The sequence below is a fragment of the Corynebacterium sp. LK14 genome (assembly GCF_008042215.1).
Taxonomy (GTDB): domain Bacteria; phylum Actinomycetota; class Actinomycetes; order Mycobacteriales; family Mycobacteriaceae; genus Corynebacterium; species Corynebacterium striatum.
This window is the reverse complement of sequence record NZ_NOVQ01000016.1, coordinates 119,018-145,287: the sequence shown is the minus strand read 5'-3', so window position 1 is coordinate 145,287 and position 26,270 is coordinate 119,018. Positions and strand designations below refer to the sequence as shown.

Sequence of the window (26,270 nt, the reverse complement as noted above, 5' to 3'; positions counted from 1 at the left end):
AGGAAGGGCGGGGGTAGTCACGCTGCGCCGATGATGGCGGTGGCGGGGTTGGCGGGGTATGTGGCGCCAAGGGTGCGTTCTCTGCAAGCGGTGACCGGGCAGGCATAAGGTAGGATCTATGACGCAACTGTTTGAATCTTTGGAAACGTATCTGGAAAAGACGCAGTCGCAGCGTGAGGAACTTTATAAGTGGTTCCACCAGCACCCAGAGCTCTCGCTCCAGGAAGTCGAAACCAAGGCACGGATTATCAAAGAGCTGGAGGCGCTTGGCGACGTCGAGGTAGTCGACGTCGGGGCCGGCGTCGTCGGAATCCTGCGCAATGGCGATGGCCAAACCGTGGCGATGCGTGCCGATTTCGACGGCTTGCCAGTGAAGGAAGACTCGGGCGTGGACTATGCTTCCACTGCAACGCAGATCTCCGCTAAGACGGGCGAGGAAGTTCCGGTCGGGCACATGTGCGGCCACGACATGCACACCACGTGGCTTTTGACCACCATCTCTTATCTGGCGGAAAACCGGAACGCATGGTCCGGCACTTTCGAGGCCGTATTCCAGCCCGCCGAGGAGATCGCTGAAGGCGGCAAGAACATGGTCGATGCGGGTATCACCGGCAAGATTCCGGTCCCCGATGTAATGCTGGGCCAGCACGTCATGGGTGCATTGCCACTGGGGCATATCGCGACCAACGAGGGCATTAGCCTCTCCCAGGCTTCCACTGTGAAGGTAACTGTGCGCGGCGTCGGCTCGCATGGCTCCATGCCGGAGATGGGCGTCGACCCAATCGTGCTTTCCTCCTCAATCATCATGCAGCTGCAGACAATTGTCTCCCGTGAGCTACCAGCCAGCGAGCGCGCGGTGGTCTCCGTGGGCACGATTCACGGCGGCACGAAGTCCAACGTGATTCCGGATAAAGTCGTGTTCGAGCTCAATACCCGCTGCTACTCGCAGGAAGTCGAAGACCACATTCATGCCTCGATCGAGCGCATCGTGAACAATCAGGCCGCCGCGGCAGGCGCGCCGGAGCCTTCCTTCGAATACTCCGATCGCTTCCCGGTGCTGGACAATGACCGCGATGTAACCGCCAAGGTCACCGAGTCTATGCAGACCTTGTTGGGGGAGGAGCGCACGGAGACCTTCGCGCCTCTCTTAGCCTCTGAGGATTTCCCGGATATCCCGAATGCCTTTGGCACACCATATTGCTTCTGGGTCGTCGGCGGCTTCCCAGCTCCGGAGAATGCACCGGGCAATCACTCTCCGCAGTTTGTCCCTGAGCTGCACCCCACCCTGGAAGCAGGTGCGGAGGCCACGGTTGCTGCGCTTTGCCCTTGGCTGGCGGTTTAAGGAAGCTGCGCTTTTAGATCCGGGTAGGAAGGCTGGGCGCCGCGGCCCAGCGCGGCGAAGGCGCCCACGCGGGCGGCGTGATGGGCGGCGTCGGTAAGCGTGGCCCCTTGGAGGAGCTTCGCCACGAGCGCGCCTGTGAACGCGTCGCCGGCGCCCGTGGTGTCCACCGCTTTGATCTGTGGGGTGGGAATCGGCGTGGTGCCCTCGGCATCCGCCACGATGGCCCCGCGCGCTCCAAGCGTTAACACCACCGCGGCAAAGCCTTCGGCGCGCAGGCATTCTACGAGCTCTTCTGGTTCATCGCCCGGCGTATGCGCACCCAGTTGCTTGAGCACCAACCCCGCCTCGTGTTCGTTAACCACGAGTGGGTCTGCCTGTAGGAGCGCCTGCTTATCGACGTCCACCACCGGCGCCAGGTTCACCACCACGCGGGCGCCTACCGCGCGTGCGAGTTCGACCGCCTTCTGGAATCCTGCGGCGGGAATCTCGCCCTGTAGCAGCACCAAGTCCGCCTTGTGCATTGCCCGCGCGTGCTGTTGAACGAACTCAGCGTCTACCCGCGCATTCGCGCCGGGGACCACGACGATGGTGTTCTCGCCATCGGCTGCGACCTCGATTACCGCAAGGCCCGTGGTGGTGGAATCGAGGTGTTCGACGTGGCTGAGATCGACGCCCGATGCTTCTAGCAGTTCCATGGCTGGGCCTGCGTACGCATCATCGCCGACTGCGCCCACGAATGAGATGCTGGCGCCTTGGCGTGCCGCAGCTACCGCTTGGTTTGCGCCCTTGCCGCCGGCGAGGATGTCGCCGCCACCGCCTATCAGTGTCTCGCCCGGCGTGGGATGGCGCTCCACGCTAATCATCAAGTCGGCGTTGATGGAGCCGACGACCACGCAGCGCGGCTGTTTTGCAGTCATGATGTTTCCTTTGCGTTTATGCCTTGTGTGCTCCACTCTAAGAGTCCGCGTCCGAGCTTGGGGTGGCGCAAGGGCGCAATTTGCCAAATATTGGGTGGATTTTTTGAAGTTTTGACGCCTTGTTTGGCAAATTGTGCTGGCATGACGCTGACGGACGTGTGCGCTTGCCCCTGACCAGCCAGGCGCCAAACTAGAAAAGCCGCTCCCTATCTTCCAGCCCCTGAGAAGGGGGCTGAACGAAGATGTGGAACGGCTATCCAAGCAACGGATGCTTGAAGGGCTTAGAAGGTGCCCTTAATCTCCTTGCCGAAGTCGTTGACGGTTGCCTTGCGAGAGTCAACGTTCTGGTCGTTAGCCTGGGAGTTGTCGCCTTCCAGACGGCCAATCTGGGTTACCTCGATGTAGTTGTGCAGGCGGCCTTCCTTGGTGTTGCCATCGCCGAAATCGAGGTTTGCAACGCGAACCTTCTCGCCAGCGTTGATTGGGTTAGCCAGGGTGACCTCGAAGGTGCGGGTGGAGGTCTCCTCGTTGAAGCCCAGGTCACGGATGTGAGCGCCGTTGGAAGAACGTGGGGTGATGAGGCGGTCAACGCCCTTCGGGCCCTTGTCGGTCTTCACGTCAACGCGGTACTGAACTGCAGGGAAGGTGCCGTAGTAACGGTCAGAGCCAACGTTTTCCAGCTGCAGAGCAACGGTGCCTGCGAAACCGGAGTGCTTAGCGCCGGAGGTGGTGAAGAAAGGCTTCAGATCGAGCTTCTGCTTTTCGTCAGAGTTCTCGTCCTTCTTTACTTCTTCGAGCTTTGTCTTGTCAGCTTCCTCTTCCTTCTTAGCTTCAGCTTCGGAAACAGGTGCTTCGGTTACTGGAGCCTCGTTGTCCTTGACAACCTCAGCGTCAGCCTTCGGATCCTTGTCTTCCTGCTTAACCTCCTCGGTGTTCTGTGCGTCCTTGTTAGGAGCGAAGGAGTCAGCAAGGTCGTCGTACAGCTTGACGCGAACCTCGTTCTTGACCGGCTGCAGTGCGGACCAAGCGGTCGGGGTGGACCAGGTGCCGTTGGTCTTGCAGTACTGCTGGGTACCGGTCATGTTCAGAACACGGAAGCCGTAGGTTGCTTCACCGGTGTGGTTTGGCGGAACGTCGTAAGGTCCGATGGACTGGCCAGCCTCCCAGGACAGGGAGTAGGACGGGAAGCGCCGATCTTGGTAGCGATCTCGTGGGAGATGCCTGCGGAGCCCTTGGAGTTCTTACCGGAAACATCGCCACCCAGGTTCATGGAGGTGGTGCTGGTGCGGTCGCCGTTGACCTCCAGCTGGATGGACTGAGACTTGGACAGGTTCTGCTGGAGCGGAATGTCCTTCTTGGTCTGGTTGGTGGTGGAGATGGTGCCAGCCGGCATGAAAGTGTCAGTTGCCTTGTAGACAACGGTGCGGTGGTCTTCCCATGGGTTGCAGACCGGGCGTGGGTTAAGGACGTTAGCCTTCTTGTGGTCGGAGCCGTGGGTGGTGTGGATGATTGGCAGCTTGGCGTTGATGGCCGGAGTCTCTGGGTAGGACTCGGTGATGGTTTCAGCGCTAGCTGCTGGCATCATGAGCGCGCTGCCGGCGATGGCAAGACCGGCGAACAAGCCGGCGGAGCGACGACGGAAAGACATGTTCAGTTCTCCTCGAACGACTGGAGGTGGACGTATTTTTGGCGAGTTACGCACGGCGAATACGCTGGCGGTGCGTGACGAAGACCTACGCTAGCGAGTGTTTTTCAGTGGCGCACGATAGAGATGTATTGACAATTAAAGATAGAGATTCATATAAGTGTCATGAACAATGCAAAAGGTTTCGGTGGAAAATTAACGCTGACTGGGAACTTTCCGAATTGGGACTATATCGTGCGAAAAGTGTTCTTGTCCGAACGGTCACAAACTAAAGTATAATTACTTTCGGGGGTAATCCTTATGCGGAAAATGGCCAATCCGAAACCCTCGAAAGGTGAAAATGCCGTTTTATTGACCCAGCCCCCGCAGTTCACCTTGGAATAGTCTGAATAAATTGATGTCTGGGATGTATTGTCACGTGGCTTATAGCGCCCAGTGGTGAGGGTAACACTATGCGGGCTAATGTGCTCGGCTAACAGCATTAGGGAACCAGACAACCTTAGTAGTTTAAATGCCATAACCTGAAATCATGAGCGCCAAATCCCCAGAAAACCTCTTGCTTTATCTTCCTGAAGAGCAAGAACAGGCCATCGCCGAGCTATTCGACGACCTCGTTCGGCGCGGTCTGCCACGCCAGAATCAGCGCCCGCACATCACCGTTACTTTTGCACAGTCCATGGCCCCCGAGGCAGTGGAGCTGGCCGCTGAACTGCTTCCGCCGCTATTGCCAGCAACTTTTCAACGGGTGGGAACCGTAGTATTCGGAACGCGCTCGAAGCAATCAATCGCCTGGCTTTTGGAAACAACCGATGAGTTCGAAGCTGCCGCCCGGGAGATTAGCGCGGCCAATCCTGAATCACGAGGAGCACGCTGGATCCCGCATCTAACAATGGGGCTTCGCATTCCGCGCGACGAGGTCGGCCGCTATATCGACGTCCTCGATGCTGCAACCAACGAGGCCACCCGCGCCGCTGCACGCAGCGGCGGGCACTTGCTGAAGGAATTTACTGCGGCCCAAGCTGCATACTGGCGGCCGGCGACTGAGGAATTGCGGGTGCTATAACCATCAGCGTGCCCGCTAAGCGGGGGGTTTAGCGTTCCAGGCTAGGAACTAGTGCGTCTGCGCAGGAACAGCGATGGCATCGCCAACTAGGTCGATGACCTCTTCGCGAGTGCTCGTATCGCGCAGTCGCGCGCGGAATTCTTCCTTCATCAGGCGGCGGGCCAGCTTCGACAGAATCTTGAGGTGCTGGTTGCCGGAGCCTTCCGGAACAGCGATGAGGAATACCAGGTCGGTTGCCTCCTCGCCCTCGGCCCACTTGATGCCTGGCTTGGGCAGACGGGCGAAAGCCAGGGTTGGGCGCGTGACTCCTGCAGTGCGGGCATGCGGGATGGCAACGCCATTGCCGACGCCGGTGGAGTGTTGCTCTTCGCGGGCTAGTGCGGCGTCGACAAGCGCTTCGGCGTCGGAAGTACGACCGGCGGCTGCGATGGAAGCGACGAGCTCGCGAATGATGTCTTCGCGGTTGGTACCACGCGTGGTCTCAAGCGCGACCGTATCGGGCAGAAGCAGGGCGTCGCTATCGCTGGCGCCTTCAGCAGGAGTTGCTTCCGACGCCGCGGCGCCCTTCTTGGCGGTGATCCCGACGAGCAGGAGGATAAGCGCGGCGTCGACAAGAATGCCGGCCGCCAGGCCGATGATGAATCCGCCAACGTTGTCGACGGCGCCCAGCAGCGCCACGATCGGGCCGCCGTGCATGACGTGATCCTCGACGCCGAGCTGTCCCGCGATGGCGCCCGCGACGGCACCGCCGATGACGTTAGCTGGAATGACCTGCAGCGGACGAGCTGCAGCGAGCGGAATCGCGCCTTCGGTGATGCCGAACATGCCCATGAAAAGGGCGGCGATACCGGAATCGCGCTCGGCCTTGTTGAACCAGCTGCGGCGAACCAAGGTGGCGACGCCAACGGCAAGCGGTGGCACGGCAATCGCCGTGGCCGCCATGCCCATCGGCGCCGCGTTGCCGGCAGCGATGAGACCGCCGCCAAAGAGGAATGCGGTCTTGTTGAAAGGTCCGCCCATGTCGAAGGCAATCATCGCGCCGATGACAGCACCTAGGACAAGCACGGAAGAACCCTGCATGCCAGCGAAGTATTCCGTCATTGCTTCAAAGGCAGCGGAGACTGGATGACCGATGATGTAGATGAACGCCAGGCCCACGATGAGTGTGGTGAGAATCGGAATGACAATAATCGGCCAAATCGGCGCGACATATTTGCCCACCGGAATCTTCTTGATAGCCAGGGCAACATAGCCGGACAAGATACCCGTGATGATGCCGCCGATGAAGCCGGCGCCGGCTTCCGAGCCATACAGGGAACCGGTTGTGGCGATAAGGCCAGTGATAAGGCCCGGGGCAAGACCCGGGCGGTCCGCGATGCCGACGGCGATGTAGCCGGAAAGAATAGGCACCATAAGTGAAAACGCCAATGCGCCGAGCTCATTGATGGTGAACCAGAAGCTGCCTTCCGGAATGGCGATGCCCTCCGGGGTTGGCGTGCCGCCGATTGACAGCGCGACCGCGATGAGTAGACCACCCGTGACCACGAAGGGGATCATGTGGCTGACGCCGTTCATCAGGGACTTATAAAGCGTCTGGTCAAAGCCGCGCAGACCCGAATTGGCAGTGCCTTCCGTGCGGCCTCCCGCCGGGGTGGTGCTCTCGGCGGAGTCACGCCGGGCCTCGGCTGAAGTTAGCGCCGTTGCCTTCAGTGCACGGCCCAGCAGCTCCTCTGGGCGGCCAATGGCTTCGTCGACGCCGGTAGCTACGAGCCGCTTTCCGACGAAGCGCTCTTTAGCCACCACAGTATCCGCCGCGATGACAACGGCGTCTGCCGCATCGATGTCTGCCTGCGAAAACTTCCCCTCGACGCCGATGGAGCCGTGGGTTTCCACCTTAAGCTCGTAGCCTAGCTTCTGTGCTGCGGTCTCAAGGTTTTCCGCCGCCATGTAGGTATGTGCGATTCCCGTTGGACAGGCCGTAATGGCAAGCAGCCTTGGCTGTGATTGTGATGTACTCATAAAAGTGATCTAACAGGACGAGGAATCGGGAATCTAGCGGCGGTGGTATTTGGCCTGAGAACTGAAGTTAGGGAAGAGGGAGTTGAATTGCGATAGTATTTCGGATGTACGTGCCAATTGGGAAAAGGGAGAATGAAGATGATCGAAAAGGGCGACAAATTGGCCTTGTCAGGCGTATTCGACGATGTAGGCATTACGCTAAACCGCACTGATGACAAAGATGTCGGCGAATATCAGTACTCAATTCCACTATCTTTCAGTGACGATCCAGCATCTATTGCTGGTGCTGTGGATGTGTCATCTTCCGGCGAAATCTTAGGAGTCGAGCTCGTGATGATTCAACAGACTATAGCTAATCGACAACCTGAAAAGGGCAAGTAGCTTCCATTGAATTCAACGCTGAAGGCAGCCTTTGGGTGAGGTCTTGGGGTGCTGCGTTATTTCTGCCGAAAGCCCGTTAGCGCAACTGATTAGCGTGATAGATTGCGTTTATGAATAAGTTCTCTCGTTTTTGTGCTCGTGGTTTGGCAGTTGGGCTTTTGTCCCTTGGCGTGGTCAGCGGTGGCGGAGTGGGTGTGGCGGCACCCCAAGCCTCGGCGTTGACGCCGGAGGAGCAGCATCAGTTCCTAGTTGATCCGGTTGGGGCAGTCTTGTGGCAGGGAGTCAAGGGCTCCTCCGATGCGCTGAACAGCAATCGCGGTGCGGCGATGGCAGCGTCGTTCTATTCTATGAATTCGCCGGCGCCAGGTATCGGCTTGCCTGCTTTTGATCGCTGCGTTCAGGGGCTGGGTTCCTCCACCACGGTTCCCGGAGTCCGTTACGTGGTCGGCGGATTGTGCGCGATGTTGGACCCGGCCGCGCGAGCGGAGATTGAGCGTATCAACTTCACCCCGCAGTACTAGGCTTGAAGGCTGTGAACTCTACTAAGGTGAACACGGAACTTGCCCATAAACACGTCATCGTGATGGGAGTGTCTGGCTGCGGAAAATCGACCGTCGGCAAGCAATTAGGCGAAACGTTGGGGCTTGTCTTTAAAGATGGCGACGATATGCATCCGGCGGCCAACATCGAAAAGATGTCGGCGGGGCATGCGCTTAACGACGCCGACCGCTGGCCCTGGCTCGAAGCAATCGGGCAGTGGATGCAGGGACAAACTGAAGGCGCCATCGTGGGATGTTCAGCGCTTAAGCGTTCGTACCGGGATCGGATTCGCACCCATGCGCCTGACACGGTTTTCGTTCATCTGCACGGCAGCTACGAGCTTTTGATGGAGCGCATACAAAATCGTGCAGGCCACTTCATGCCGGTATCGCTTTTGCAATCGCAGTTCGAAACTTTAGAGGAACTGGGTGAGGATGAGCCGGGGATAGTGCTCGACGTAGCACAAAGCCCCGCAGAACTTACCGCCGAAGCAGCGGAGTATCTGCGGGGCTAAGCGGCCAAACTTTGTTTGGCCGTGTTATGTGGCCGCGTTTATGGCCCTGTCTATACAGCCGCGGTGATTCCGAAGAGAATCAGCACGAAGACGAAGCCGACGAAGGAAACGAGTGCCTGGTTAAGGGTCCACGTGCGCAGTGTGGTTGCCACGTCCATGCCCATGAGGCGGCCGACCAACCAGAAGCCAGAGTCGTTGACGTGGCTGCCGAAGACCGAGCCCGCGGCGGTGGCAAGCACGATAAGAGCAAGCTGCACTGCAGAGTAGTCTGCTGCCTCCACTGCTGGGACCATGAGCGCTGCTGCAGTAGTAAGAGCCACGGTGGCAGAACCCTGCGCAAGACGTAGCGCGACCGCAATGAGGTAGCAGGCAAGAATGACAGGAATGCCGAGGCCTGCCATAGAATCAGCAAGAGCATCGCCGATTCCAGAGGTGCGCAGCACGCCGCCGAACATGCCGCCGGCACCGGTAATGAGCACCACCGAGCAAATCGGGCCCAGGGAAGACTCCATGGTCTTTTCAATCGCGGTCTTGTCCATTCCGCGCTTGAATCCGAGCGCAATCATCGCGGCAATCGCCGTGATGAGCAGTGCGATAGGGGTCTGACCTAGGAAGATGAAGAATTTCGCCCAGGTGGCATCGCCGGAAATGTGGCCGGCGGAGGAAAGCGCGGACAAGCCGGTGTTGCCAAAGATAAGGAGCATTGGGATTAGAAGAATTCCGATGACCGTCGCCGGTGAGGCTGGCTTTTCCGGAAGCTCTTCATCCGCCACGCGTTCACCGGTCAAAATATCGCCGACAACGAAGGGGTACTTCTTGCCCAAGTGCAGGCCCAGTCGGTAGCCGGAGAGATACCACGTAGGAAGCGCTACCAGCAGGCCGAAGGCCAAAATGAGACCGATGTCAGCGCCGTAGAATTCGCTGGCCGCGACAGGACCTGGGTGGGGCGGAAGGTAGATGTGCATTACTGAGAACGCGCCGGCCGCGGGAATACCGTAGGCGAGAACCGGGCCGTTGAGGCGCCGCGCCACTGCGAAGATCACCGGCAGCATCACGATCAAGCCAGCGTCGAAGAAGATGGGGAAACCCATAATCAGTGAGGCAACACCCAGCGCAAACGGTGCTTTATTTTCGCCGAAGAGTTTCACCAGGGCGTCGGCAAGCGATTTAGCGCCACCGGAGGTTTCAACCAAGCGCCCGATCATGGCGCCCAAACCAACCAACAGCGCAACGGAACCAAGCGTTGAGCTGAAGCCCTTGGTTAGCGTCGGTACTACGCCTTCAAGAGGAATACCGGCAACCAGCGCAGTCAGGGTAGAAACTATGGTCAACACGATGAATGCGTGAACCTTGAAGTAGATCACCATGACCAAGATCAAGGCAACCGCAGCAGCTGCTATCCCCAGGAGAGGGCCGGTTGTAAGCACCGGCTCCCAGGTTTCCATGACGTCCATGGAACTAATCCTTTCTCAAGTTACGGCCTTACTGTTAAGCCGTAGTTGTGAGTCAGATTATCATCGGAAATAAGCGTGGATATAACCACTCAAATGTGACTTTCGTACCGTGCAGCTCAAATTGGAACCTAAGTGCCAGCGCTACCTCGAAGGAGGACGATGACGACGATTCCATTTATTTAGGACACCGATCTGGGCCAGGCCGACAGACTCGAGACATGTCGACACATATGATGTGGTGTGCAGCGCAATTGAATAGCCCAACGAATTGATCCGACAAGCTAGAAGGAAGGCCCCATGGTTGCCCCTAAGCGATACGCCGTCGTTGACTTCGAGACCACAGGCTTTGGCTCGACTGATCGAGTCATCGAGATAGGTGTGGTTCTGTTGGACCACAACCGGGAGGTGGAGTCAACGTGGGAGACCTTGGTGCAGCCGCAGCGGGATATTCCGAACTCATTCGTTCACCGCATCACACCGACTGACGTTGTGGATGCGCCCCTTTTCGGCGATGTCGCAGGGGAATTCTTCGAACTGCTCAACGGGCGCACGGTGGTCGCACACAATGCGTCTTTCGAAGTGCGGTTCCTGCAGAGGGAGTTTTCCAGTTTAGGGGTGGCGTGGCCCAACTACGGGGCGTGGGTGGTTGATACCAAGCGGTTGTTCCAGCAGACGTATCCAGGCGAGGGAGCAACCCTTGAGCAGGCCTTGGAAGTTGTTGGGATTACAAATGCCCGTCCGCACTCGGCACTGGCAGATGCACTGGCGACTGCAGAGCTGTTTGCCCGGCTGGTTAGCCAAGGGACTGACGTGGTGATAAGCAGCAGAGCAATTACCCTCCCGGCTCACGAGTTTTCTGCCCGCGGCGCGCTTCTACCACGCGCCGCGTTGGCAGAAGATTTGACGCACAAACGCGGTGAATGGCTGGCTCGCCTGGCAGATACTGCAGCACCTGAAGGCTCCGGAGACGCGGAGAAGTACAAGAAACTGCTCGCGGCAGCGTTGGTAGATAAGGAACTTTCCAAGTCTGAAATTGCCCAGCTGAAGAACCAAGCACAGCAGGAGGGGCTCACCAGCAATGACGTGATGAGTATTCATGAAGAATTCATCCGGCAGCTCGCCGTGGAGGTTTGGCTCGATGGTGAGGTGACAGAGGAAGAACGTGCCACGCTGCTGTTGCTCAACGAGCAGTTGGGGCTGCCTGCCGATACCGCCGAGGCACTCCTTGCGGCACCACAGCGAGGGGAAAGTGAACTGGGCATCAGCCTATCTGCTGGGGACAGAGTGACGTTTACGGGGCAGTTCGATCTTCCCCGAGAAGAATGGGAACGTCGCGCAATGGCAGTAGGGTTAAGCGTCGGCGGCGTGACGAAGAAGTCCGTGCTACTCGTTGCAGCGAACCCTGACTCCATGAGTGGAAAAGCGCGCAAGGCTAGGGAGTACGGCGTCCCAATTATTGGTGAGACGGCCTTTGCTCGTCTGTTGGGCAATATGTCTGGGGGAGGGCAACTCGTGGAGCAGGACCTTTCGGCGCAGCCTGCTGAACTTGATCTGACAGAAACCTACGGGATCTTCCCGTGGAGCACTGGCGTTTCTGGCACAAGTGTGCACACTGGCACAAAGGCATTGGCGGTGGAGTGGTGCGCCAAGCACCCAAGACGGAAACTTCTGGAGCTCTCACCCCAGTTGACGCCGTTTAGTGAGATCGAGGTGCAAAGTTCTTACAAGAGCGGGTACACACAGTGGTTTGCGCGGTTCCCGCAACCGCTGGAGGCAACCGTGGAGGACTTGCGTGATCTTCCAGGAGTAGGCGAACACAAGCTTGTAGCCATGGTGGAAGCTGTGGTTCTTGCAGCCAGTGACAGTGGAAATGCCGCGGTAATCGATAGTATTGGTGCAGCGGAAAACCCTTATGGTGACATCCCCATTGGTGACAATCCTTTTAGCGACGATGACTCCGCTGGGCGCGCTGCTGAATTTTTGGGTCGAACGTCCGAAGAAATCCGCGCGTTGGACCAAGCCGCGTTGTACATCGGGTGGGCACAGCTAAATGGCGCGGTTGTAGAGGTTGCGTCGTTACCAAGTGCCGTCGCAGCCGAGGTCCCCATAATTTCTGCACACCTTGAGCACCAATCCCCAGTGCGGGCTTTGTTCCAACGCGCCGTGGATGAGCTCGATCGAGCCATCGGCGGTGATGAACGCAAACGCGGAATCGCTAACAGCCGGTGGCTTGGTGAGGCGACGTTGGATTCCATCGGTACCGCGTTTGGTCTCACGCGCGAGAGGATCCGTCAGTTGGAGCGACAATTGGCGGAAGATTTTGAGAAGGATAGTGCTCTCTTTAAAGAAGTCGTGGCGGCTGTGGGTAAGCGTGCCCGTCCAATCTTGCCTGTGGATGAGCTCCGAAGGGAGCTACCTGATCTCGTACGAAAGCCAGCAGGGTTTGACGCAACGTTCGGTGAAATTTTCACGGGCATTGGCAAGCAATGGGAAGTTGTTAACGGCTGGTTGGTGTTCAATGGCTTCACTCAGGCCTTGTCAGAGAGGTTAACAACGCTGGCGGACGACCACGGTATTGTTCGGATTGATGAACTCGCCGTGGGCTTAGAAGTTACGCCGGAACGGCTGGAGCAGTACATCGTGACCAACGATGAACTTAAGGTCGCAGTCTTGGACAACTACGTGCTGACAAAGGTCGGCAGCTACCAAGACCGTGCTGTGAGCGTGCTTGCTATAAACGGTGAGCCGATGACTGCAGAGGCGATCATGGATACCCTCGGGGGCGGCAGCCCACGGTCTGCTTCTAATCAATTCTCCATTGACCCTCGTCTGACAAAAGTCTCTGCCGATCAATGGGCGCTGACGGAGTGGGGACACGAGGAATTCAAGAGTATTGCTAGCTGGATCTCTACGCGCCTGGCCGCTAGCACCCGAACTCATACGGTTGTCGATGCCGCAGGCTCCTCGCAGGAAGTCCCTGCGATTGCTTTGAATGAGCTGCTAGCGCAGGCAGAGAGATTGCGAATTTCAGAACTCTCGATCCGCCAATATGCGGCCAATGGAGATTTTGAGACTCGCGACGGCATGGTTATTGCACGAGTGGATGAGTCTGGAAACGTCATGGAGGGCGATATCGCAGATGCCCGCGATGCCTATCTCCGTGACGGCGAGTGGAACCTCTTGCTGACAGTTAACAAGGACCACCTGCGTGGCAGCGGCTTCGCTGTGCCCGCGCCCATTGCTGCGTACTACGGAGTAAAAGTGGGCGAGAGCTGTGCGCTGAGTAGCCGGTTAGGTGAGGAGTTTGTTCGTGTCAATCGTCTTAAGCAAGTCTCGTTGTCAACGATAAAGCGGTTCCTCGACGAGCTCGGTGTCCGCGAGGGCCAGCGGGTGTGGCTCAAGCTGGGCAAAGAAAGGACCTTTGATGTCTCGATCGCACCTGCTGTCCAGCATCATGAGGCTGGGTTGGCTCGCCTCTATGACTTCGTGGGACTTGACGGCACGCTGATGCAGCCTGGTGAATCGACGGAAGATTCGCTAGCTCGAGTTAACGAGATACTGGGACTGAGCCCGCAGGCGCCGCGCCGGCGAACGGTGGCGGTCTTCCGTCATCGCCACCAGGACGAGATCGCTGACCTTATTCAGGAGCTCTAGGGGATTTCATGGAGCAAGGGGGCTGAAATAACGCAGTCCCGTGCATTGCTTAAGATTAAAAAGGGCGAATTTTTCATTTTAGGCGAGTTTTGGGGTAGCTTAATTACAAAAATCGCGATTTTTAACGTTTAGGCGGTGTAATGCCTGTGGAAAAATACGAACCACTGAAAAAGGTGTTTTATCGTGCTACGAGCGGTGGCAGGGAGCTTGTTGCTGAGCAGCTCCGTGTGCGGCGTTCAAGTCCTGCTGCTTTTACCTGGCCCTATGAGGTGGGCAAGCACGGGCTTTTCTACGTTCACACCCGTGGTCTCGCAGAAAGGGTGGAGCGCGTCTGGCGCCAAGAGGTTCAGATTGCTGCGTTGTGGCAGAAGCTTCCAGTGACGGCTAGGGAACACTATTTTCACGAGCTGGTGGTCGATGAAATAAAGGCGACCAACGATATTGAGAACATTTCCTCCACCCGCAAAGAAGTCGCCGCTGCGGTTGAGGCTGAACGCAGCATGGGAAAGGCGTCGGAAGGCGCGCCAGTGCGACGATTCCGGGAAATGGTGCGGCAATACTTGGCCCTCCCCGGCGAATTTTTGGGGCGAGATGACCTTCCACCATTGGGTTTTCCCTCAAACCTGTCTGAGATTCGCTCGCTGTACGACTCCCTCGTCGGCGAAGAAGTAGACAAAGCCGATGTGCCCGATGGCGAGCTCTTCCGAACTGGTGATGTTTCGCTAAACGATGGAGTGCGTGAGCTTCATGCGGGCGCACGGGGCGAGTCCGCCATTCGGGCGCGCCTCGAGGTGATGCTCGATTCTGTTCATGAGTCTCGCGGGGTTCAGCTCTTCGCGGCCTTTGTGGAGCACTTCATGTTTGAACATACCCATCCGTTTTACGACGGCAACGGACGCATGGGGCGATTCCTCCTGAGCATTCGGCTATCACGGTTGCTTTCTACCCCGACAGCGTTGTCGCTCTCGGCGGAAATCTTTAGGCAGAAGAGGCGCTACTACGATGCCTTCACCATGGCTGAAGACCCCATGAACTATGGGGAGCTGACATTCTTTGTCGAGGATATGGCCGCGATGGTCAATGCTGCCCAGGCCCGTTTGTTGTCCTCCCTCGAGGAAAGAAGCGACCGACTGAAGCGTCTGGAACAGAGCCTGCGTGCGCTAGAGAGCGAAGGAGCTGTAAGCGAGCTGGCATTGTCAATCGCATTCTTGCTTGGACAGGTCGCGCTTTTTGGTCCACGTGCTGGCCTGAGCTTGGACGAGGTAGCCAGCGTTGTGGGAGTGTCCAAGCCGACCGCGCGTAAAGGAATTACCGAGCTCGAGAGCATGGGTTACGTCGAGTTCTTGTCGCGGCGCCCGCTCGTTACGGCACTTACTGCGCCGGGATTGACATGGCTCGGGTTAGCAGAGTGACCAATCCAGCGATCGGTGTGCACTAGCGGAAATCATCGCGGATAAGGTTAATCACGCGCAAAGATTCGGCAGGGACTAGGTAAACGTTTGCATACCTGGTAATTACTTTAGCTAGGGCTGGTCATGTATTTCGTGGCCGGCAAAGAGTAAAGGTAGGAGGACACGTATGTCCATGCTGAATGCGTTGCTCGCAGAAGGTGCAGTTGACCTGCACGGCCATGCGGGTGACTGGCGTGAGTCTATTGAGCTGGCGGGCGGTTTGCTCGTTGCGGCGGGCAAGACGAGCCCGGCATACACCGAGGCAATGGTGCGCTCGGTGGAGGAAAACGGACCATACATTGTGGTCGCGCCGGGCTTCGCTTTTGCCCACGCGCGGCCGTCGGAGGCAGTGCGGGAAACGGCGTTGTCGTGGGTGCGCTTGGACACTCCGGTGGAGTTTGGCTCCAAGGCCAATGACCCGGTGAATCTTGTCGTAGCACTTGCGGCGAAGGATTCGTCCGAGCACCTGAGGGCTATGAAAGAGCTGGCCGGGCTGCTGGGGAAGAAGGACGTGCGTGCGCGTCTGGATTCTGTAGAAAGCGAAGCTGAGCTGCGCGAGGTGCTTGTGGATGTGGCGAACGGTGGGGTAGGGGCGGCGTCGGAAAGCGCGGCTCTTGCAGCTGATCACAGTGACGCGCGAGATGGCGCCGAGCACCAGACCGCGGCGGATTCGGTGGCTTCAAAAGGCAAAATCTACACCGTGTGCGGCAATGGCCTGGGCACGTCGTTGTTCCTGAAGAACACGCTGGAGCAGGTCCTCGATGAATGGGGCTGGGGCAAGTACCTCACCGTCGAGGCAACAGACACGATTTCGGCCAAGGGGCGTGCGAAGGAAGCTGACTTCCTGCTGACGTCCGGGGAAATCGCTGCAACGCTTGGCGACGTCGGGGTGCCCGTCCACGTCATCGAAGACTTTACGAACATGTCCGAAATCGATTCTGCTCTGCGCGAGCTTTACGACGTCTAAGGAGCACTCATGGATGTCTTGTTGAACATTGCCAACTTCTTGGTCAATGAAATTCTTTCCGTACCGGCGTTCCTAATCGGCATCATCACCGCGGTGGGTCTCGCCGCGATGGGCCGTGGCGTGGGCCAGGTCCTCGGCGGCGCCATCAAGGCCACACTCGGCTTCCTCCTGGTGGGCGCGGGTGCCGGCTTGGTGACCGCCTCCCTTGAGCCGCTCGGCGCCATGATCACCGGCGCCACCGGCGCGCAGGGCGTGGTGCCTACCAACGAGGCCATCGTGGGCATTGCCCAAGATCAGTTCGGCTCCCAAGTGGCCTGGATTATGATCCTGGGCTTCGTGGTCTCGCTGATTCTGGCCCGGTTTACCCCGATGAGCTACGTGTTCCTGACCGGTCACCACGTGTTGTTCATGGCCACCTTGCTGACCATGGTCCTTGCACCTGCTGGATACTCTTCCTGGATCGTGGTCGCCTTTGGCGCCGCGTTGCTGGGTATCTTGATGGTCTCCCTGCCTGCCATTGCTCACCCGTGGACGCGCCGCATCACCGGCGACGACTCCATCGCCATCGGCCACTTCGGCACCGCCGGCTACCTCGCTGCCGGTGCCGTGGGCAAGATGGTCGGCGGCAAGGGCGAGAAGATGTCCAAGTCCACGGAGGAGCTCAAGCTTCCCGAAGGCCTGCGCTTCCTGCGTGACTCTATGGTGGCTACCGCACTGTCCATGGCTCTCATGTACATCGTGCTCGCCGTCATGTTCATGGTGCGCGCTGGTACCGAGGAGGCCTTCACCGCATTCGAAGGCGGTGCCACCAACGTGGGTAACTACCTCATGCAGTCCTTTACTCAAGGCCTCCAATTCGGCGTGGCCGTGGCCGTGATCCTCTTCGGCGTGCGCACCATCCTGGGCGAACTCGTTCCTGCATTCCAGGGCATCGCTGCCAAGGTCGTCCCCGGTGCCATCCCGGCTCTGGACGCGCCTATCGTCTTCCCGTACGCACAAAACGCCGTGCTGGTGGGCTTCATCTTCTCCTTCATCGGCGGCCTCGTCGGCCTCGCTGTTCTGGCCGCATGGCTCGGTCCAACATTCGGCGTGGCGCTGATCCTGCCGGGCCTGGTTCCGCACTTCTTCACAGGTGGTGCAGCGGGCGTCTACGCCAACGCAACCGGTGGACGCCGCGGCGCCATCTTCGGTGCGTTTATTAACGGCCTCATCATCACCTTCCTGCCGGCCTTCCTCCTGGGTGTGCTCGGCTCCTTCGGCGATGCTAACACCACCTTCGGCGATGCCGACTTCGGCTGGTTCGGCCTGCTCCTGGGCTGGTCTTCCAAGGCCGGCGGAGCACTGGGCCTCGTTCTCATAGCAGTTCTTGGTTTGGCTGTCTTGGCACTGGGCTGGTTCTCCCAGCGCAAGCTCGTTGCCACCAATTGGGATCCCACCCCGTGGCGTGAGCAGCCGGGCGCTGCCACCCCAAAGGCTGAGGCATCTGGCGTTAAGCCGCTTGCTGCTGGCCAGACTGCAGCTTCGAAGAAGTACCCCAAGGTGCTTCCTCCGAAGGGTGCTCCGGTTCCGCCCAAGACGATTGCGTAGCAATTCTGGTTGGCTTGTTGGACAAGCGCGCGGATTTCCGTGCCATCACGATGATGGCTGGCAACGCTGCCGCACCCAGATCTCATCCAAGAATCCGGGCGCTAAAAGGTAGACGTGGGCACGGGCAACGGTATTACGCGAGGCTATGCGGCAATGGCCTGGGAGACCTTTGGGCTAGAAGCTAACGCGACGGTCATCGAAAAGGCGGACCGCGAAAGCTTCTTTGGCTTGCTTGACGACGTCCTGGAAACCCAGACCAACCCAAACCGTCCGATTCAGAAAGCGGACTAGAACAGGTCCCAGATGGTGACTGCCAGAATCACCGAACCAAAGAAGAACACAAAGTAGTTCCACGGGTCATGGCGGTAGGCCTTGTACTCCTTGACCCGGTGGAACATGTAGACCGGAAGCAGGAAGATAAGCACCGCATCGAAGACGCCACCCACCAAGTAGATGAGGTTGAGAATTGGCGGATTGAACACCGAGACCAGCGTGCCGGTGACAAAGATGAACGTGTAGACGATGGTGAGCAATCCGCGGCGGTTCAGACGGTTCGCAGTGCGTGGCGCGATGAGGCGCATCATATAAGAGGTGCCCTCCTCAGCGCCGAGCATGGTGCCGAAATAAGAGGTAATAATCGCGAAAATAACGACCATCGGGGCCAGCCAGGCAAGCAGCGGCACGCCGGTGACGTTAGCGAAGTAGGAGAGCACTGGCAGGTTCTGCTCAGTTGCTTCCTTCATGCCATCCGCGCCAAGAGCCAGCACACAGGACCATACGAAGAACATGGTAAAGACGACCAGCAGTGCGGCAGTGTAGAACTCAATGCGGGTAACGCGCTTTTCCGTCTTCTCGCCGTAGGTTGGCTGCATATCCACGGAGAATTGGGAAAGGCCGGCCATGTGCGAGAAAGAAAAGGCAAGAACCGGCAGAATCAGCACCGAGCCCAGCAGAATATAAGGCCAGCTGCCATCTTGATATTCCACTTCCATGAAGGAACGCAGGTCCCACTGCGGGATCAGATAAATCGAGGTAGCAGCCAAAGAGATGATGAGCGGATAGACCAGTGCCTGCGCCAGCCACAGCATGGGCTTGCGGCCGATGGCGAAGATGCCGGTCAGGATGCCCACGCACAGGACCGAAAGAACCCAGCGGTTAATGGATGGTCCGTGGAGCTGATTGACAATGAAGCTGTCGATGGCGTTGGTCAACGAGATGGCGTAGATGAACACCGTGGGGATGTTCGCCAGCGAGTACATCAATGCCACGAAGAGGCCGGTATGCCGGCCCAAGTACTTGCGTACCAGCTCGAGGACGTCAAGCCCGTGGTCTTTGACCAGAGCGCCCGAGACGATGCGCGCGTAGGTGCGGTGGGAGAAATAGACCACTGGGAAGATGATGGCCGTAGCAAAGGCCAGCGGCCAGAAGCCAAAGGTGCCCGCCTGTAGCGGAAGGAAGAGGATACCTGCGCCCATCGCGGTGCCGAAGAGCGCGAGCACCCAGCCCAGCGCAGTACCTTCGGTCTTCTTTCCCTCGCGACCTACTGGGGAGGCAGTAGATGCGGTCTCGTCCGCGGCGGGCGCGGCAGTGTCAAAAGTTGTCATCGGCTAGTTCTCCCCTTAGTAGTCCACTGCATCGCGCACGATAGGGCAGGTCATGCAGTGTCCGCCACCGCGACCACGGCCCAGTTCGGCGGAGCCGATCTCGATGACTTCGACGCCGGCGTCGCGAAGCTTGGCATTGGTGTGTTTGTTGCGATCGTAAGCCACGACCACTCCGGGCTCCAAGGCAACCACGTTGTTGGCGTCATCCCACTGCTCACGCGCCGCGGCATAGGAATTGCCGCCAGTTTCTACGACGTGGAGCTTATCCAGGCCGAGCGCTTCCTCGACCACCGTGACGAAGTGCTTGTCTGGGCTTTCGAGTTCCAGCTTCTTCTGATCATCTGCAGGGCGCAGGATAAGCGGACGGATGGTATCCACCACGCGCGGATAGGCGGTGGCCTTGTCGGCGTCGAGGAAGGTGAACACGGTATCCAGGTGCATCGAGGCGCGATCTGGGGCCATGGCTGCGATGATGACCTTTTCTGCTGCACCCGCCTTGAACAGGTTGCTGGCCAAGCGGCTCACACCCTGCCAAGTAGTGCGCTCGCCCATGCCCACTAGGACTGCACCATTGCCCACCGGCATGATGTCGCCGCCTTCGAGGGCGGCAAGGCCTGGGTCCTCGTCCGTGTCGCCGTACCAGAACTCAAAGGATGCGTTGGCAAAGCGCGGATGGTAGCGGTAGATAGCACGCGTGAGCATCGTCTCCTGGTGGCGGGCAGGAAGGCGCATCGGATTCAGCGAGACACCGCCGTAAATCCAGGCGGAGTTATCGCGGGAGAACTGGCTATTGGGCAGAGGACGCAGCGCGAACTCATCGGGAGCGTACACGTTGCGCATGGTGTCAATGACGCCGTGGCCGAGGCCTTTGGGGATTTCGTTGAAAGGCACTCCGCCGATGAGAAGTTCGGCCAGCGTCTTGTTGTCCAGCCCGCTAAACCACTCGCGCAATTCGCTGCCCACGCCCACGCCGACGTTCTTATCCAGTAGCTTGTTGCCGAGGATGAACTCGCGGCCTTCCTTGGTCGCCAGCGTTTCTTCTAGCAGGATGCGCATGTGCAACACCTCGACGCCGCGCTCTTCCATGCGGGCGACGAACTCATCGTGGTGGCGTTGCGCTTCCTCGACCCACAGGACGTCGTCGAAAAGCAGCTCCTTGCAGTTGTTTGGAGTGAGCCTCTCGTGTGCCAAGCCGGGGCGGCAGACCATTACCTGGCGGAGTTTGCCCACCTCTGACCAAGCGCCGAGTTGCTGTCCGTCTTTGTTACCGGAGGTTTCAACAGAATCCATCATGTAAATCTGTGCCTTCCTTTTTCAAGTATTTGGTGCTGGAGGCAACAGTAACTAAACCCTTATGAGTTATGGGTCACATGATGAAATGAATAGTAATTTGAATCATACATATCATTCATGCTGCTGGTAGTGAATAAGATTTGCATAATTCGCAAAAGATTCAGGAATTTTGCGTTGCACCCGTCTGGGGGTAGGACTCGTCGTAGGAGGCGGGGAGAAGCGCGACGACGATAATCGTCGCGATGACGACGGCGCAGAAAGCCAAAACCCACGGCCAAACCTTGATGAAGATGCTGATACCTACCAAGGCGCACAGCACGGCCAACAGATAGGTGGTGCCGCGTCCGGCCTCTTGTTCCTCCCGCTTGGCGTTTTCCAAAGCCTTTGCCATGCGTGCCGATTCGCGGGCTTTTTCCGCGAAGGCTTTGCTGCGGTATCGGTTGGGAATTTCCATCGTGGTCACCACGGCATTCCCACCTAAACCAAAGCGGCAGCCATCAGCGCCATGTAGACCAGCAGGACCCCAGACAGGATGCCTAGGAACACGGTATCTAAGTCGCGTTCCTGCTTGCGTGCCTCAGGCAAGGCTTCACGCTCGAGCTTGGCGACGCGCGCCATTGCCTTCTTGTTGGACTGAATCTGGGAGCGTTCCTGTGCGATGCGTTCAGGCATCAGGGCTGGCATCTGCGTGGTCTGGGACTGCATGAGAGATCTAGGTTCCTTCCTTATCGAGGTCAGCGGTTCTGATAAGGAGTATGGAGTAAAAGTCCCAGGTGCCCTCGGAAAATGGGGATTATTCCTCTAGCTCTAGTTCCGGGTCTTCTGCCTGGGCGGCTTCTAGAACTTCCTTCGCAGCGCTCAAGTTGATAGTGCCTACTACAATGCCGACAGCGATGTCCGGCCACGGGCTAAACCACCAGATGGTGATAACGCCAGCCAGCAGGATAAGAAGATTGGCCGCTACGTCATTACGGGCCGCCAGCCAGGCGCCCTTGGTCAGCGCGCTTCCATGCTTGCGCAGGCTGAGCAGCAATACCGCGCAAAGTAAGTTGATGAGCATAGCAAATACCGCGGTACCGGAAAGCAAGAGGGCTTCTGGCGGAGTGCCGCTAATCATCTTCCAGATTGCAGTGGCAAAGGCCGCGATTGCCGGAATGAGGATAAGCCCCGCAAGCGCGTAACTTGCTTTCCGACGCCCCGCTACCGACCATCCCAGCGCCGCCAAGACGAGTGCGTTGATGAGGAAGTCTTCGAGGAAATCCGCGGCGTCGGCCAGTAGTGAAGCCGAGCCGATGTGCCAGGCCATGGCCACTTCAACGATAAAGCCAAACAGGTTCAATGCCGCAACCCCCGCCACTACGCGCCGGGCGCGGGTGCCGAGGGTGGAAGAAGTTAGTTCAGAGCTCACGGAGCTCGATATTAGTCTTTAACGACCACGTCATCGGTACGACGGTGACGCTCAGCCCAGAATGAGCCCAACGCTGTAATCAGGGAGATTGCCACGAGGATGATAACTCCAGGAATCGAGCTTGGCGTCTCGTTTGAAGCGTTCATTGCAGTCGCGATAAACGGCAGGAGTCCGGAAATTGCTCCAGCGATGTTTGCAGCGATAGCGACGCCGGAATAGCGGACGTTCGCTGGGAAGATTTCGGACAAAAGAACGCCGGAGACAGAGTAGGTGCTCGTTACTAACGAGAGGCCGAGACAGACAGCCACAGTTAACAAGGCTGCGTTTCCAGAGTCGATCATTGCCCAGATGGGATAGGCCATGATAGCAGTTGCAATACCTCCCCAGCCCATTACTTTGCCTGGCCCGATCTTCTCGCCGAGCCGGCCAAAGTAAAGGTTGATGAAGATCTGGCAAACAGCGGCAGCGAGCGTCGCATTGACTACCGTTTGGCGCTCGAAGTTCAAGGTGATTGTGGCGTAACTGATGGTGTAGGTGGTCAATACGAAGAACCCGCCGATTCCGAGCAGGGCTGCTGCAGCGGCAAGAACTATTTGCCCGAAGTGCTCGGTAAATAGTTCTTTGAGGGATCCTTTGTGTTTCGCTTCATCTTCTTCTGCTTCCTTCTCCAAGGCTTGATAGACCGGAGATTCCTCTACTTTTGTGCGGATATAAAGCGCAATTGCGAGGAATGGGAACGCGATCAAGAAAGGAATGCGCCAACCCCAGCTTGAAACTGCGTCATCAGGCAGCATGAGGATGAGGGAGAAGACGCCAGAAGAAAGGAGCGTGCCAGCGGGCGAGCCAATTTGGACGAATGCGGCGTAGCGCCCTCGCTTTTCTGCAGGTGCGTGTTCAATTGCCATCGTGGTGGCGCCGCCCCACTCGCCACCAACTGCAATTCCCTGTACAAGACGTAGAACGGTTAGCGCAATCGGAGCCCAAATGCCGATTGAATTGTAATTAGGTAATAGGCCGATTAAGCCCGTTGCTACGCCGATAGCGACAATCGAGATGAGAAGTGCTGGGCGACGTCCCATCCTGTCGCCGATCTGGCCGAATAAAATTGCGCCAAAAGGTCGAGCAAGGAAGCCAACGCCTAGCGTCGCGAAAGACGCGAGAGTTGCTGTGGTTTCGCTGGCGTCGGAGAAGAAGAGGTCATTGAAGACCAATGCTGAGGCGGTGCCGAACAGGAAGAAGTCATACCACTCAAGCGCGGTACCAATGAATGCTGAGCTAGCAATTTTGAATACGTCTTTGGAGTTGACTTCGACTTGCTCGGGGGCTGAAGACTGAGTGTCTAGGGGAGCGGTCGGGCCAGTCAAGATATTCCCTCCTGTCGTTAAGGTGTGGTGTGGATAACACAATAACGGTGGAGAAATTGTAGCGGGATGAAAAATATAAAAGTTGGGATTTTTTCCTGCGGATTGAACATGGGCTGTGCAATTGCACAGCCCATGGCTTGAAGGGCGTGTTTGCCGTGTGGATCGAGAGGCGGGGGAAGAGGATTAGAAAGTGGTTACCGGTTTATAGTTGAGCGCGAGAATGACTGCGGCAGCGTCGTAAGGACGCGTGACGTCGTAGCCTGTTGCATCTGCGAATTGGCTGAGCCGATTGATGACAGTGTTGCGGTGGCAGTAGCTGATGGCTGCTGTTTGTTTGATTGAGCCGGTGCGAAGATAAGCTTCTACAGTTTCTAGGGCCGGGGAGTTGGAATTGCGTAACTTCGTAATATCGGCGCTTAGCTCGTTTTGCTTCGAACCGGGAAAAGATGCGAGTGCGCTTCCTGCAATTGCCCAAGATAGTTCATGGGCTGGGGTCGGCTGTGTGGGCGTGCGTGAAGCCTCAAAGAGTTTGGGGCTAGCTAGTACTGCATCGCGGACATTTGCAAGCCCTTCGACCTTACTGAAAACAGCGCTGGGTAATGCTGGAATGTTCGGCTGATTCTCGGCGCTTATGGGCCAGAAAGCGGTGAATAAACCATTGTGCGGATAGCCGAAGATCTTTCCTTCCGCTGTTGCAAGTTCGAGTGCGTCTCGAGCTTTCAAGGCGCTGTTTGCGTGGAAAACGACGACTTTGAAATTGCTATGTGCGTCGCAGCCTATTGCTTGGGCTATTTCCTTGATTGTGATGGTGTCAATGGAGGCGGAGGAGAATAATTTGTCGAGATGGCGGGCGTTGGCTAGGCGTAAATCTTGCGCAATACGGGCATTTTCTCTCCGGAAGCCATCGCGAACGAAGAAATTGTATTTTGCGACCGCATTGTGCAGTTGGTCCACGTGAGAGATAAGTACTTCTTGGTTTCCTCCGGCGGCTTGACGGATGCGGTTCCAAATCACCAGAAAATCCAGTTGAACTGCATCTATGAGCGTGCTGATGGGGACGCCTTGCTGCGCGCGTCTGCGTCCTAAGGCGTCTGCATGCTGGCGAAAAGTCGTGTCGTCCAGTGTGCCTGCGATGGCCTCCATCAGCATGGTGAGCACCTCAAAAGCAGTGCGGCGAAGTTCTTTCTCACTGACAGGGGAGTTGCCATAGCTGCCAAGACTGCTGAAATCAGCAATGAAGTCATCGACCAATCCTGGGATGTCTGACTGAACTTCTTTGAGGATTCTTTCCCAATCGCCATCGTGCATATGCACAACACTACTGGCTAAAGGGTGGGAAAATGACTCAATTTGTGGGAAATGACTGTGCAGCTGCCCTTCTTCGCTTAGTGTGACTTGCAGCATAAGTAAGGAGGAGTGAATGAATCAGAATCAAATCACTATCATCTACGATGCTCATGTACTGACTCAGGATCCGTCTTACCCTGAAGCGCATGCGATTGCCTTCGCGAATGGGAAGATACTTGCCCTTGATGATGCTGCGTTAGCTCTTCCGGGTGAACGTTGGGATGCACAAGGAAAAGTCCTTACCCCAGGGTTTAACGATGTGCATTCGCACTCCGTGTGGTTCGGGCAAACGCTCATGGAAGTTGATTTGTCCAAGGTTGTTAGCGCGCAAGATGTATATGATGCAGTTGCCTCCGCTGAGCCTTCTGGCGAATGGATTATTGCTTCGGGCTTCGTCGCATCTAGCTTGGGTGGACAGACCCTTGAACTTAGCGAGTTGGATCGCGCGGCCGCTGGACGTCCGCTTCTTATCAAACACAACTCTGGCCATGCTTATACCGTTAATACTCGTGCACTCGAATTAGCGGGAATTGATCCTGCGGCGCCGCCGACAGTAGAAGGCGGAGAATTCGTTCGCGATTCAGCTGGTCGATGTACTGGTTTGCTGGACGAAAATGCGATGCGCCCGATTCAGCAGGTGCTTTTGCCTGAATCTCAAACTGAGATTTCAAGTGCATTGGAACGAGCGCACCAAGTTTACCTCGAACGAGGAATTACGTCAGTTACTGATGCTGGTGTAGCGGGCGGATGGATTGGACATAGCCCTCGCGAGATTGCGGCTTACCAAGCTGCTGATTTACAAGTCCGTACGCAGGTAATGGTGACCATGGATGTTCTCCACGAACTCGATGGGCATCAAACTGATGGCATAGGTTGGGGTATCGACGCCGGCATCCGAAGCGGGCTCGGTAACGAATGGTTGCAAATTGGCCCCACCAAGATTTTTACGGACGGCTCCCTGCTTGGGACTACGGCTGCGATGACGGAAAATTATGAGTGCTGCCAGCATTCAGGCTATTTTCAAGGCGACCCGGAGCTAATCAAGCGTAATGCCTTAATGGCAGCGGGCGCCGGATGGTCACTCGCTTTACACGCAATCGGTGATGCTGCGGTTGACTTCGCGATTGAAACGCTCGAAGAAGCCATTCGTGTGCACGGGGCACCCAAGATTCCGCACCGAATCGAACATGGAGGCGTTGTTAGAGCAGAACAGATTGATCGCTTGGCGAAGCTGCCTGTAGTTCTGGTCCCACAGCCGTATTTCATTAAAGAATTCGGTGATGCAATGGCGCAGAAACTCGGTGCCAAGCGTGTAGAGCTGTCTTATCCAGCTAAGCGTCTCCTTGATGCCGGAATGACTCTGCCTGGTAGTTCAGATCAACCGGTGACGCGTGGTATCCCACTCGAAGTCATGCAAGCTTTCGCGCAAAGAACTACTGCTGCGGGCAATGAATATGGGCCTGCAGACAAGATCACCGTATCTGAAGCTCTTTACGCGTATACCGCGGGTTCAGCGGCAGCTACAGGCTGGGCAGGCCGAAAGGGACAAATAAAGCCCGGGCAGCTCGCGGATTTCGTTCTGTTGGGCTCGAACCCACTGGAAACACAAGTGGAAGCGCTATCTGAGATAGAAATTCTGGCGACTGTGGTCGGTGGCGAACTTCGCTACGGAAGCTTCTAAAACCCAAAAAATCTAATACACATTGCGAATTAACTCGGA

General features: G+C 57.4%; 21 protein-coding genes and 1 pseudogene. 11 read left to right on the top strand and 11 right to left on the bottom strand.

Features of this window, described 5'->3' with window-relative positions; all coding sequences use genetic code 11:
* Nucleotides 1-118 precede the first annotated feature (118 nt).
* Nucleotides 119-1,342 carry an amidohydrolase gene (locus CHU71_RS09965; protein WP_147760964.1) on the top strand — a complete coding sequence of 408 codons (1,224 nt, stop codon included), beginning with the start codon at nucleotides 119-121 and terminating at the stop codon, nucleotides 1,340-1,342.
* Here CHU71_RS09965 and CHU71_RS09960 read toward each other — a convergent pair.
* Nucleotides 1,339-2,259, bottom strand: coding sequence for a ribokinase (locus CHU71_RS09960; protein WP_147760963.1), 921 nt, complete (start codon nucleotides 2,257-2,259; stop codon nucleotides 1,339-1,341). The two genes, CHU71_RS09965 and CHU71_RS09960, sit on opposite strands and share 4 nt — an antisense overlap.
* A 281-nt stretch (nucleotides 2,260-2,540) precedes the next feature.
* Nucleotides 2,541-3,907: pseudogene (locus CHU71_RS13205) on the bottom strand (hypothetical protein).
* 526 nt (nucleotides 3,908-4,433) lie between these two features.
* Here CHU71_RS13205 and CHU71_RS09950 point away from each other — a divergent pair.
* Nucleotides 4,434-4,967 (top strand): 2'-5' RNA ligase family protein, encoded by a 534-nt coding sequence (locus tag CHU71_RS09950; RefSeq protein ID WP_049159527.1) that lies wholly within the window; start codon nucleotides 4,434-4,436, stop codon nucleotides 4,965-4,967.
* 48 nt (nucleotides 4,968-5,015) lie between these two features.
* On the opposite strand, the gene CHU71_RS09945 is transcribed toward CHU71_RS09950, so the two are convergent.
* On the bottom strand, nucleotides 5,016-6,986 hold the full coding sequence (locus tag CHU71_RS09945) for a fructose-specific PTS transporter subunit EIIC (RefSeq protein ID WP_147760962.1): 1,971 nt from the start codon (nucleotides 6,984-6,986) through the stop codon (nucleotides 5,016-5,018).
* 132 nt (nucleotides 6,987-7,118) lie between these two features.
* Here CHU71_RS09945 and CHU71_RS09940 point away from each other — a divergent pair, with 132 nt between their 5' ends.
* The 3 genes from CHU71_RS09940 (at nucleotide 7,119) to CHU71_RS09930 (ending at nucleotide 8,421) form a co-directional block, all read left to right on the top strand.
* On the top strand, nucleotides 7,119-7,367 hold the full coding sequence (locus CHU71_RS09940) for a hypothetical protein (protein WP_147760961.1): 249 nt from the start codon (nucleotides 7,119-7,121) through the stop codon (nucleotides 7,365-7,367).
* 110 nt (nucleotides 7,368-7,477) lie between these two features.
* Nucleotides 7,478-7,888 carry a hypothetical protein gene (locus tag CHU71_RS09935; protein WP_240504698.1) on the top strand — a complete coding sequence of 137 codons (411 nt, stop codon included), beginning with the start codon at nucleotides 7,478-7,480 and terminating at the stop codon, nucleotides 7,886-7,888.
* 2 nt (nucleotides 7,889-7,890) lie between these two features.
* Nucleotides 7,891-8,421: a gluconokinase gene (locus CHU71_RS09930; protein ID WP_240504697.1), complete on the top strand. Its 531-nt coding sequence runs from the start codon at nucleotides 7,891-7,893 to the stop codon at nucleotides 8,419-8,421.
* A gap of 50 nt (nucleotides 8,422-8,471) precedes the next feature.
* On the opposite strand, the gene CHU71_RS09925 is transcribed toward CHU71_RS09930, so the two are convergent.
* Complete coding sequence (locus CHU71_RS09925) at nucleotides 8,472-9,866, bottom strand: GntP family permease (RefSeq protein WP_086892471.1); 1,395 nt, start codon at nucleotides 9,864-9,866, stop codon at nucleotides 8,472-8,474.
* 306 nt (nucleotides 9,867-10,172) lie between these two features.
* On the opposite strand from CHU71_RS09925, the gene CHU71_RS09920 reads away from it, so the two are divergent.
* The 5 genes from CHU71_RS09920 (at nucleotide 10,173) to CHU71_RS12870 (ending at nucleotide 17,825) form a co-directional block, all read left to right on the top strand.
* On the top strand, nucleotides 10,173-13,529 hold the full coding sequence (locus CHU71_RS09920) for an exonuclease domain-containing protein (protein WP_147760960.1): 3,357 nt from the start codon (nucleotides 10,173-10,175) through the stop codon (nucleotides 13,527-13,529).
* A 140-nt stretch (nucleotides 13,530-13,669) separates the two neighbouring features.
* Nucleotides 13,670-14,941: a Fic family protein gene (locus tag CHU71_RS09915; RefSeq protein ID WP_147760959.1), complete on the top strand. Its 1,272-nt coding sequence runs from the start codon at nucleotides 13,670-13,672 to the stop codon at nucleotides 14,939-14,941.
* A 166-nt stretch (nucleotides 14,942-15,107) separates the two neighbouring features.
* Nucleotides 15,108-15,947 (top strand): PTS sugar transporter subunit IIA, encoded by an 840-nt coding sequence (locus tag CHU71_RS09910; protein WP_147760958.1) that lies wholly within the window; start codon nucleotides 15,108-15,110, stop codon nucleotides 15,945-15,947.
* Nucleotides 15,948-15,956: 9 nt separating this feature from the next.
* Nucleotides 15,957-17,534: a PTS ascorbate transporter subunit IIC gene (locus tag CHU71_RS09905; RefSeq protein WP_046645143.1), complete on the top strand. Its 1,578-nt coding sequence runs from the start codon at nucleotides 15,957-15,959 to the stop codon at nucleotides 17,532-17,534.
* A gap of 114 nt (nucleotides 17,535-17,648) precedes the next feature.
* Nucleotides 17,649-17,825 carry a hypothetical protein gene (locus CHU71_RS12870; protein ID WP_187272072.1) on the top strand — a complete coding sequence of 59 codons (177 nt, stop codon included), beginning with the start codon at nucleotides 17,649-17,651 and terminating at the stop codon, nucleotides 17,823-17,825.
* On the opposite strand, the gene CHU71_RS09900 is transcribed toward CHU71_RS12870, so the two are convergent.
* The 7 genes from CHU71_RS09900 to CHU71_RS09870 all read right to left on the bottom strand — a co-directional run bounded on the left by CHU71_RS09900 (nucleotide 17,822) and on the right by CHU71_RS09870 (nucleotide 24,511).
* Nucleotides 17,822-19,138, bottom strand: coding sequence for a septum formation initiator (locus CHU71_RS09900; protein WP_147760957.1), 1,317 nt, complete (start codon nucleotides 19,136-19,138; stop codon nucleotides 17,822-17,824). The genes CHU71_RS12870 and CHU71_RS09900 overlap by 4 nt on opposite strands.
* Nucleotides 19,139-19,153: 15 nt before the next feature.
* Nucleotides 19,154-20,431 (bottom strand): arginine deiminase, encoded by a 1,278-nt coding sequence (locus CHU71_RS09895; protein ID WP_061920904.1) that lies wholly within the window; start codon nucleotides 20,429-20,431, stop codon nucleotides 19,154-19,156.
* A 160-nt stretch (nucleotides 20,432-20,591) separates the two neighbouring features.
* A complete protein-coding gene (locus CHU71_RS09890) occupies nucleotides 20,592-20,894 on the bottom strand; it encodes a hypothetical protein (protein ID WP_147760956.1) in 303 nt (100 codons plus the stop codon).
* Nucleotides 20,895-20,908: 14 nt separating this feature from the next.
* Nucleotides 20,909-21,136, bottom strand: a complete 228-nt coding sequence (locus tag CHU71_RS09885) for a hypothetical protein (protein ID WP_062041909.1) — start codon at nucleotides 21,134-21,136, stop codon at nucleotides 20,909-20,911.
* Between the two features lie 88 nt (nucleotides 21,137-21,224).
* Nucleotides 21,225-21,839: a cation transporter gene (locus CHU71_RS09880; protein WP_147760955.1), complete on the bottom strand. Its 615-nt coding sequence runs from the start codon at nucleotides 21,837-21,839 to the stop codon at nucleotides 21,225-21,227.
* Between the two features lie 11 nt (nucleotides 21,840-21,850).
* Nucleotides 21,851-23,203: an MFS transporter gene (locus CHU71_RS09875; RefSeq protein ID WP_147760954.1), complete on the bottom strand. Its 1,353-nt coding sequence runs from the start codon at nucleotides 23,201-23,203 to the stop codon at nucleotides 21,851-21,853.
* A 183-nt stretch (nucleotides 23,204-23,386) separates the two neighbouring features.
* Nucleotides 23,387-24,511, bottom strand: coding sequence for a helix-turn-helix domain-containing protein (locus tag CHU71_RS09870; protein ID WP_070497582.1), 1,125 nt, complete (start codon nucleotides 24,509-24,511; stop codon nucleotides 23,387-23,389).
* A 112-nt stretch (nucleotides 24,512-24,623) separates the two neighbouring features.
* Here CHU71_RS09870 and CHU71_RS09865 point away from each other — a divergent pair, with 112 nt between their 5' ends.
* Nucleotides 24,624-26,231, top strand: coding sequence for an amidohydrolase (locus CHU71_RS09865; RefSeq protein WP_070455522.1), 1,608 nt, complete (start codon nucleotides 24,624-24,626; stop codon nucleotides 26,229-26,231).
* Nucleotides 26,232-26,270: the final 39 nt, after the last annotated feature.

Bases quoted from the DNA above. Each gene is read 5' to 3' on its own strand.
- CHU71_RS09960 (WP_147760963.1), bottom strand. From the start codon at position 2,259: ATGACTGCAAAACAGCCGCGCTGCGTGGTCGTCGGCTCCATCAACGCC.
- CHU71_RS09935 (WP_240504698.1), top strand. From the start codon at position 7,478: ATGAATAAGTTCTCTCGTTTTTGTGCTCGTGGTTTGGCAGTTGGGCTT.
- CHU71_RS09905 (WP_046645143.1), top strand. From the start codon at position 15,957: ATGGATGTCTTGTTGAACATTGCCAACTTCTTGGTCAATGAAATTCTT.
- CHU71_RS09940 (WP_147760961.1), top strand. From the start codon at position 7,119: ATGAAGATGATCGAAAAGGGCGACAAATTGGCCTTGTCAGGCGTATTC.
- CHU71_RS09915 (WP_147760959.1), top strand. From the start codon at position 13,670: ATGCCTGTGGAAAAATACGAACCACTGAAAAAGGTGTTTTATCGTGCT.
- CHU71_RS09900 (WP_147760957.1), bottom strand. From the start codon at position 19,138: ATGACAACTTTTGACACTGCCGCGCCCGCCGCGGACGAGACCGCATCT.
- CHU71_RS09870 (WP_070497582.1), bottom strand. From the start codon at position 24,511: ATGCACGATGGCGATTGGGAAAGAATCCTCAAAGAAGTTCAGTCAGAC.
- CHU71_RS09895 (WP_061920904.1), bottom strand. From the start codon at position 20,431: ATGATGGATTCTGTTGAAACCTCCGGTAACAAAGACGGACAGCAACTC.
- CHU71_RS09910 (WP_147760958.1), top strand. From the start codon at position 15,108: ATGTCCATGCTGAATGCGTTGCTCGCAGAAGGTGCAGTTGACCTGCAC.
- CHU71_RS09950 (WP_049159527.1), top strand. From the start codon at position 4,434: ATGAGCGCCAAATCCCCAGAAAACCTCTTGCTTTATCTTCCTGAAGAG.
- CHU71_RS09965 (WP_147760964.1), top strand. From the start codon at position 119: ATGACGCAACTGTTTGAATCTTTGGAAACGTATCTGGAAAAGACGCAG.
- CHU71_RS09920 (WP_147760960.1), top strand. From the start codon at position 10,173: ATGGTTGCCCCTAAGCGATACGCCGTCGTTGACTTCGAGACCACAGGC.
- CHU71_RS09865 (WP_070455522.1), top strand. From the start codon at position 24,624: ATGAATCAGAATCAAATCACTATCATCTACGATGCTCATGTACTGACT.
- CHU71_RS09945 (WP_147760962.1), bottom strand. From the start codon at position 6,986: ATGAGTACATCACAATCACAGCCAAGGCTGCTTGCCATTACGGCCTGT.
- CHU71_RS09925 (WP_086892471.1), bottom strand. From the start codon at position 9,866: ATGGAAACCTGGGAGCCGGTGCTTACAACCGGCCCTCTCCTGGGGATA.
- CHU71_RS09885 (WP_062041909.1), bottom strand. From the start codon at position 21,136: ATGCAGTCCCAGACCACGCAGATGCCAGCCCTGATGCCTGAACGCATC.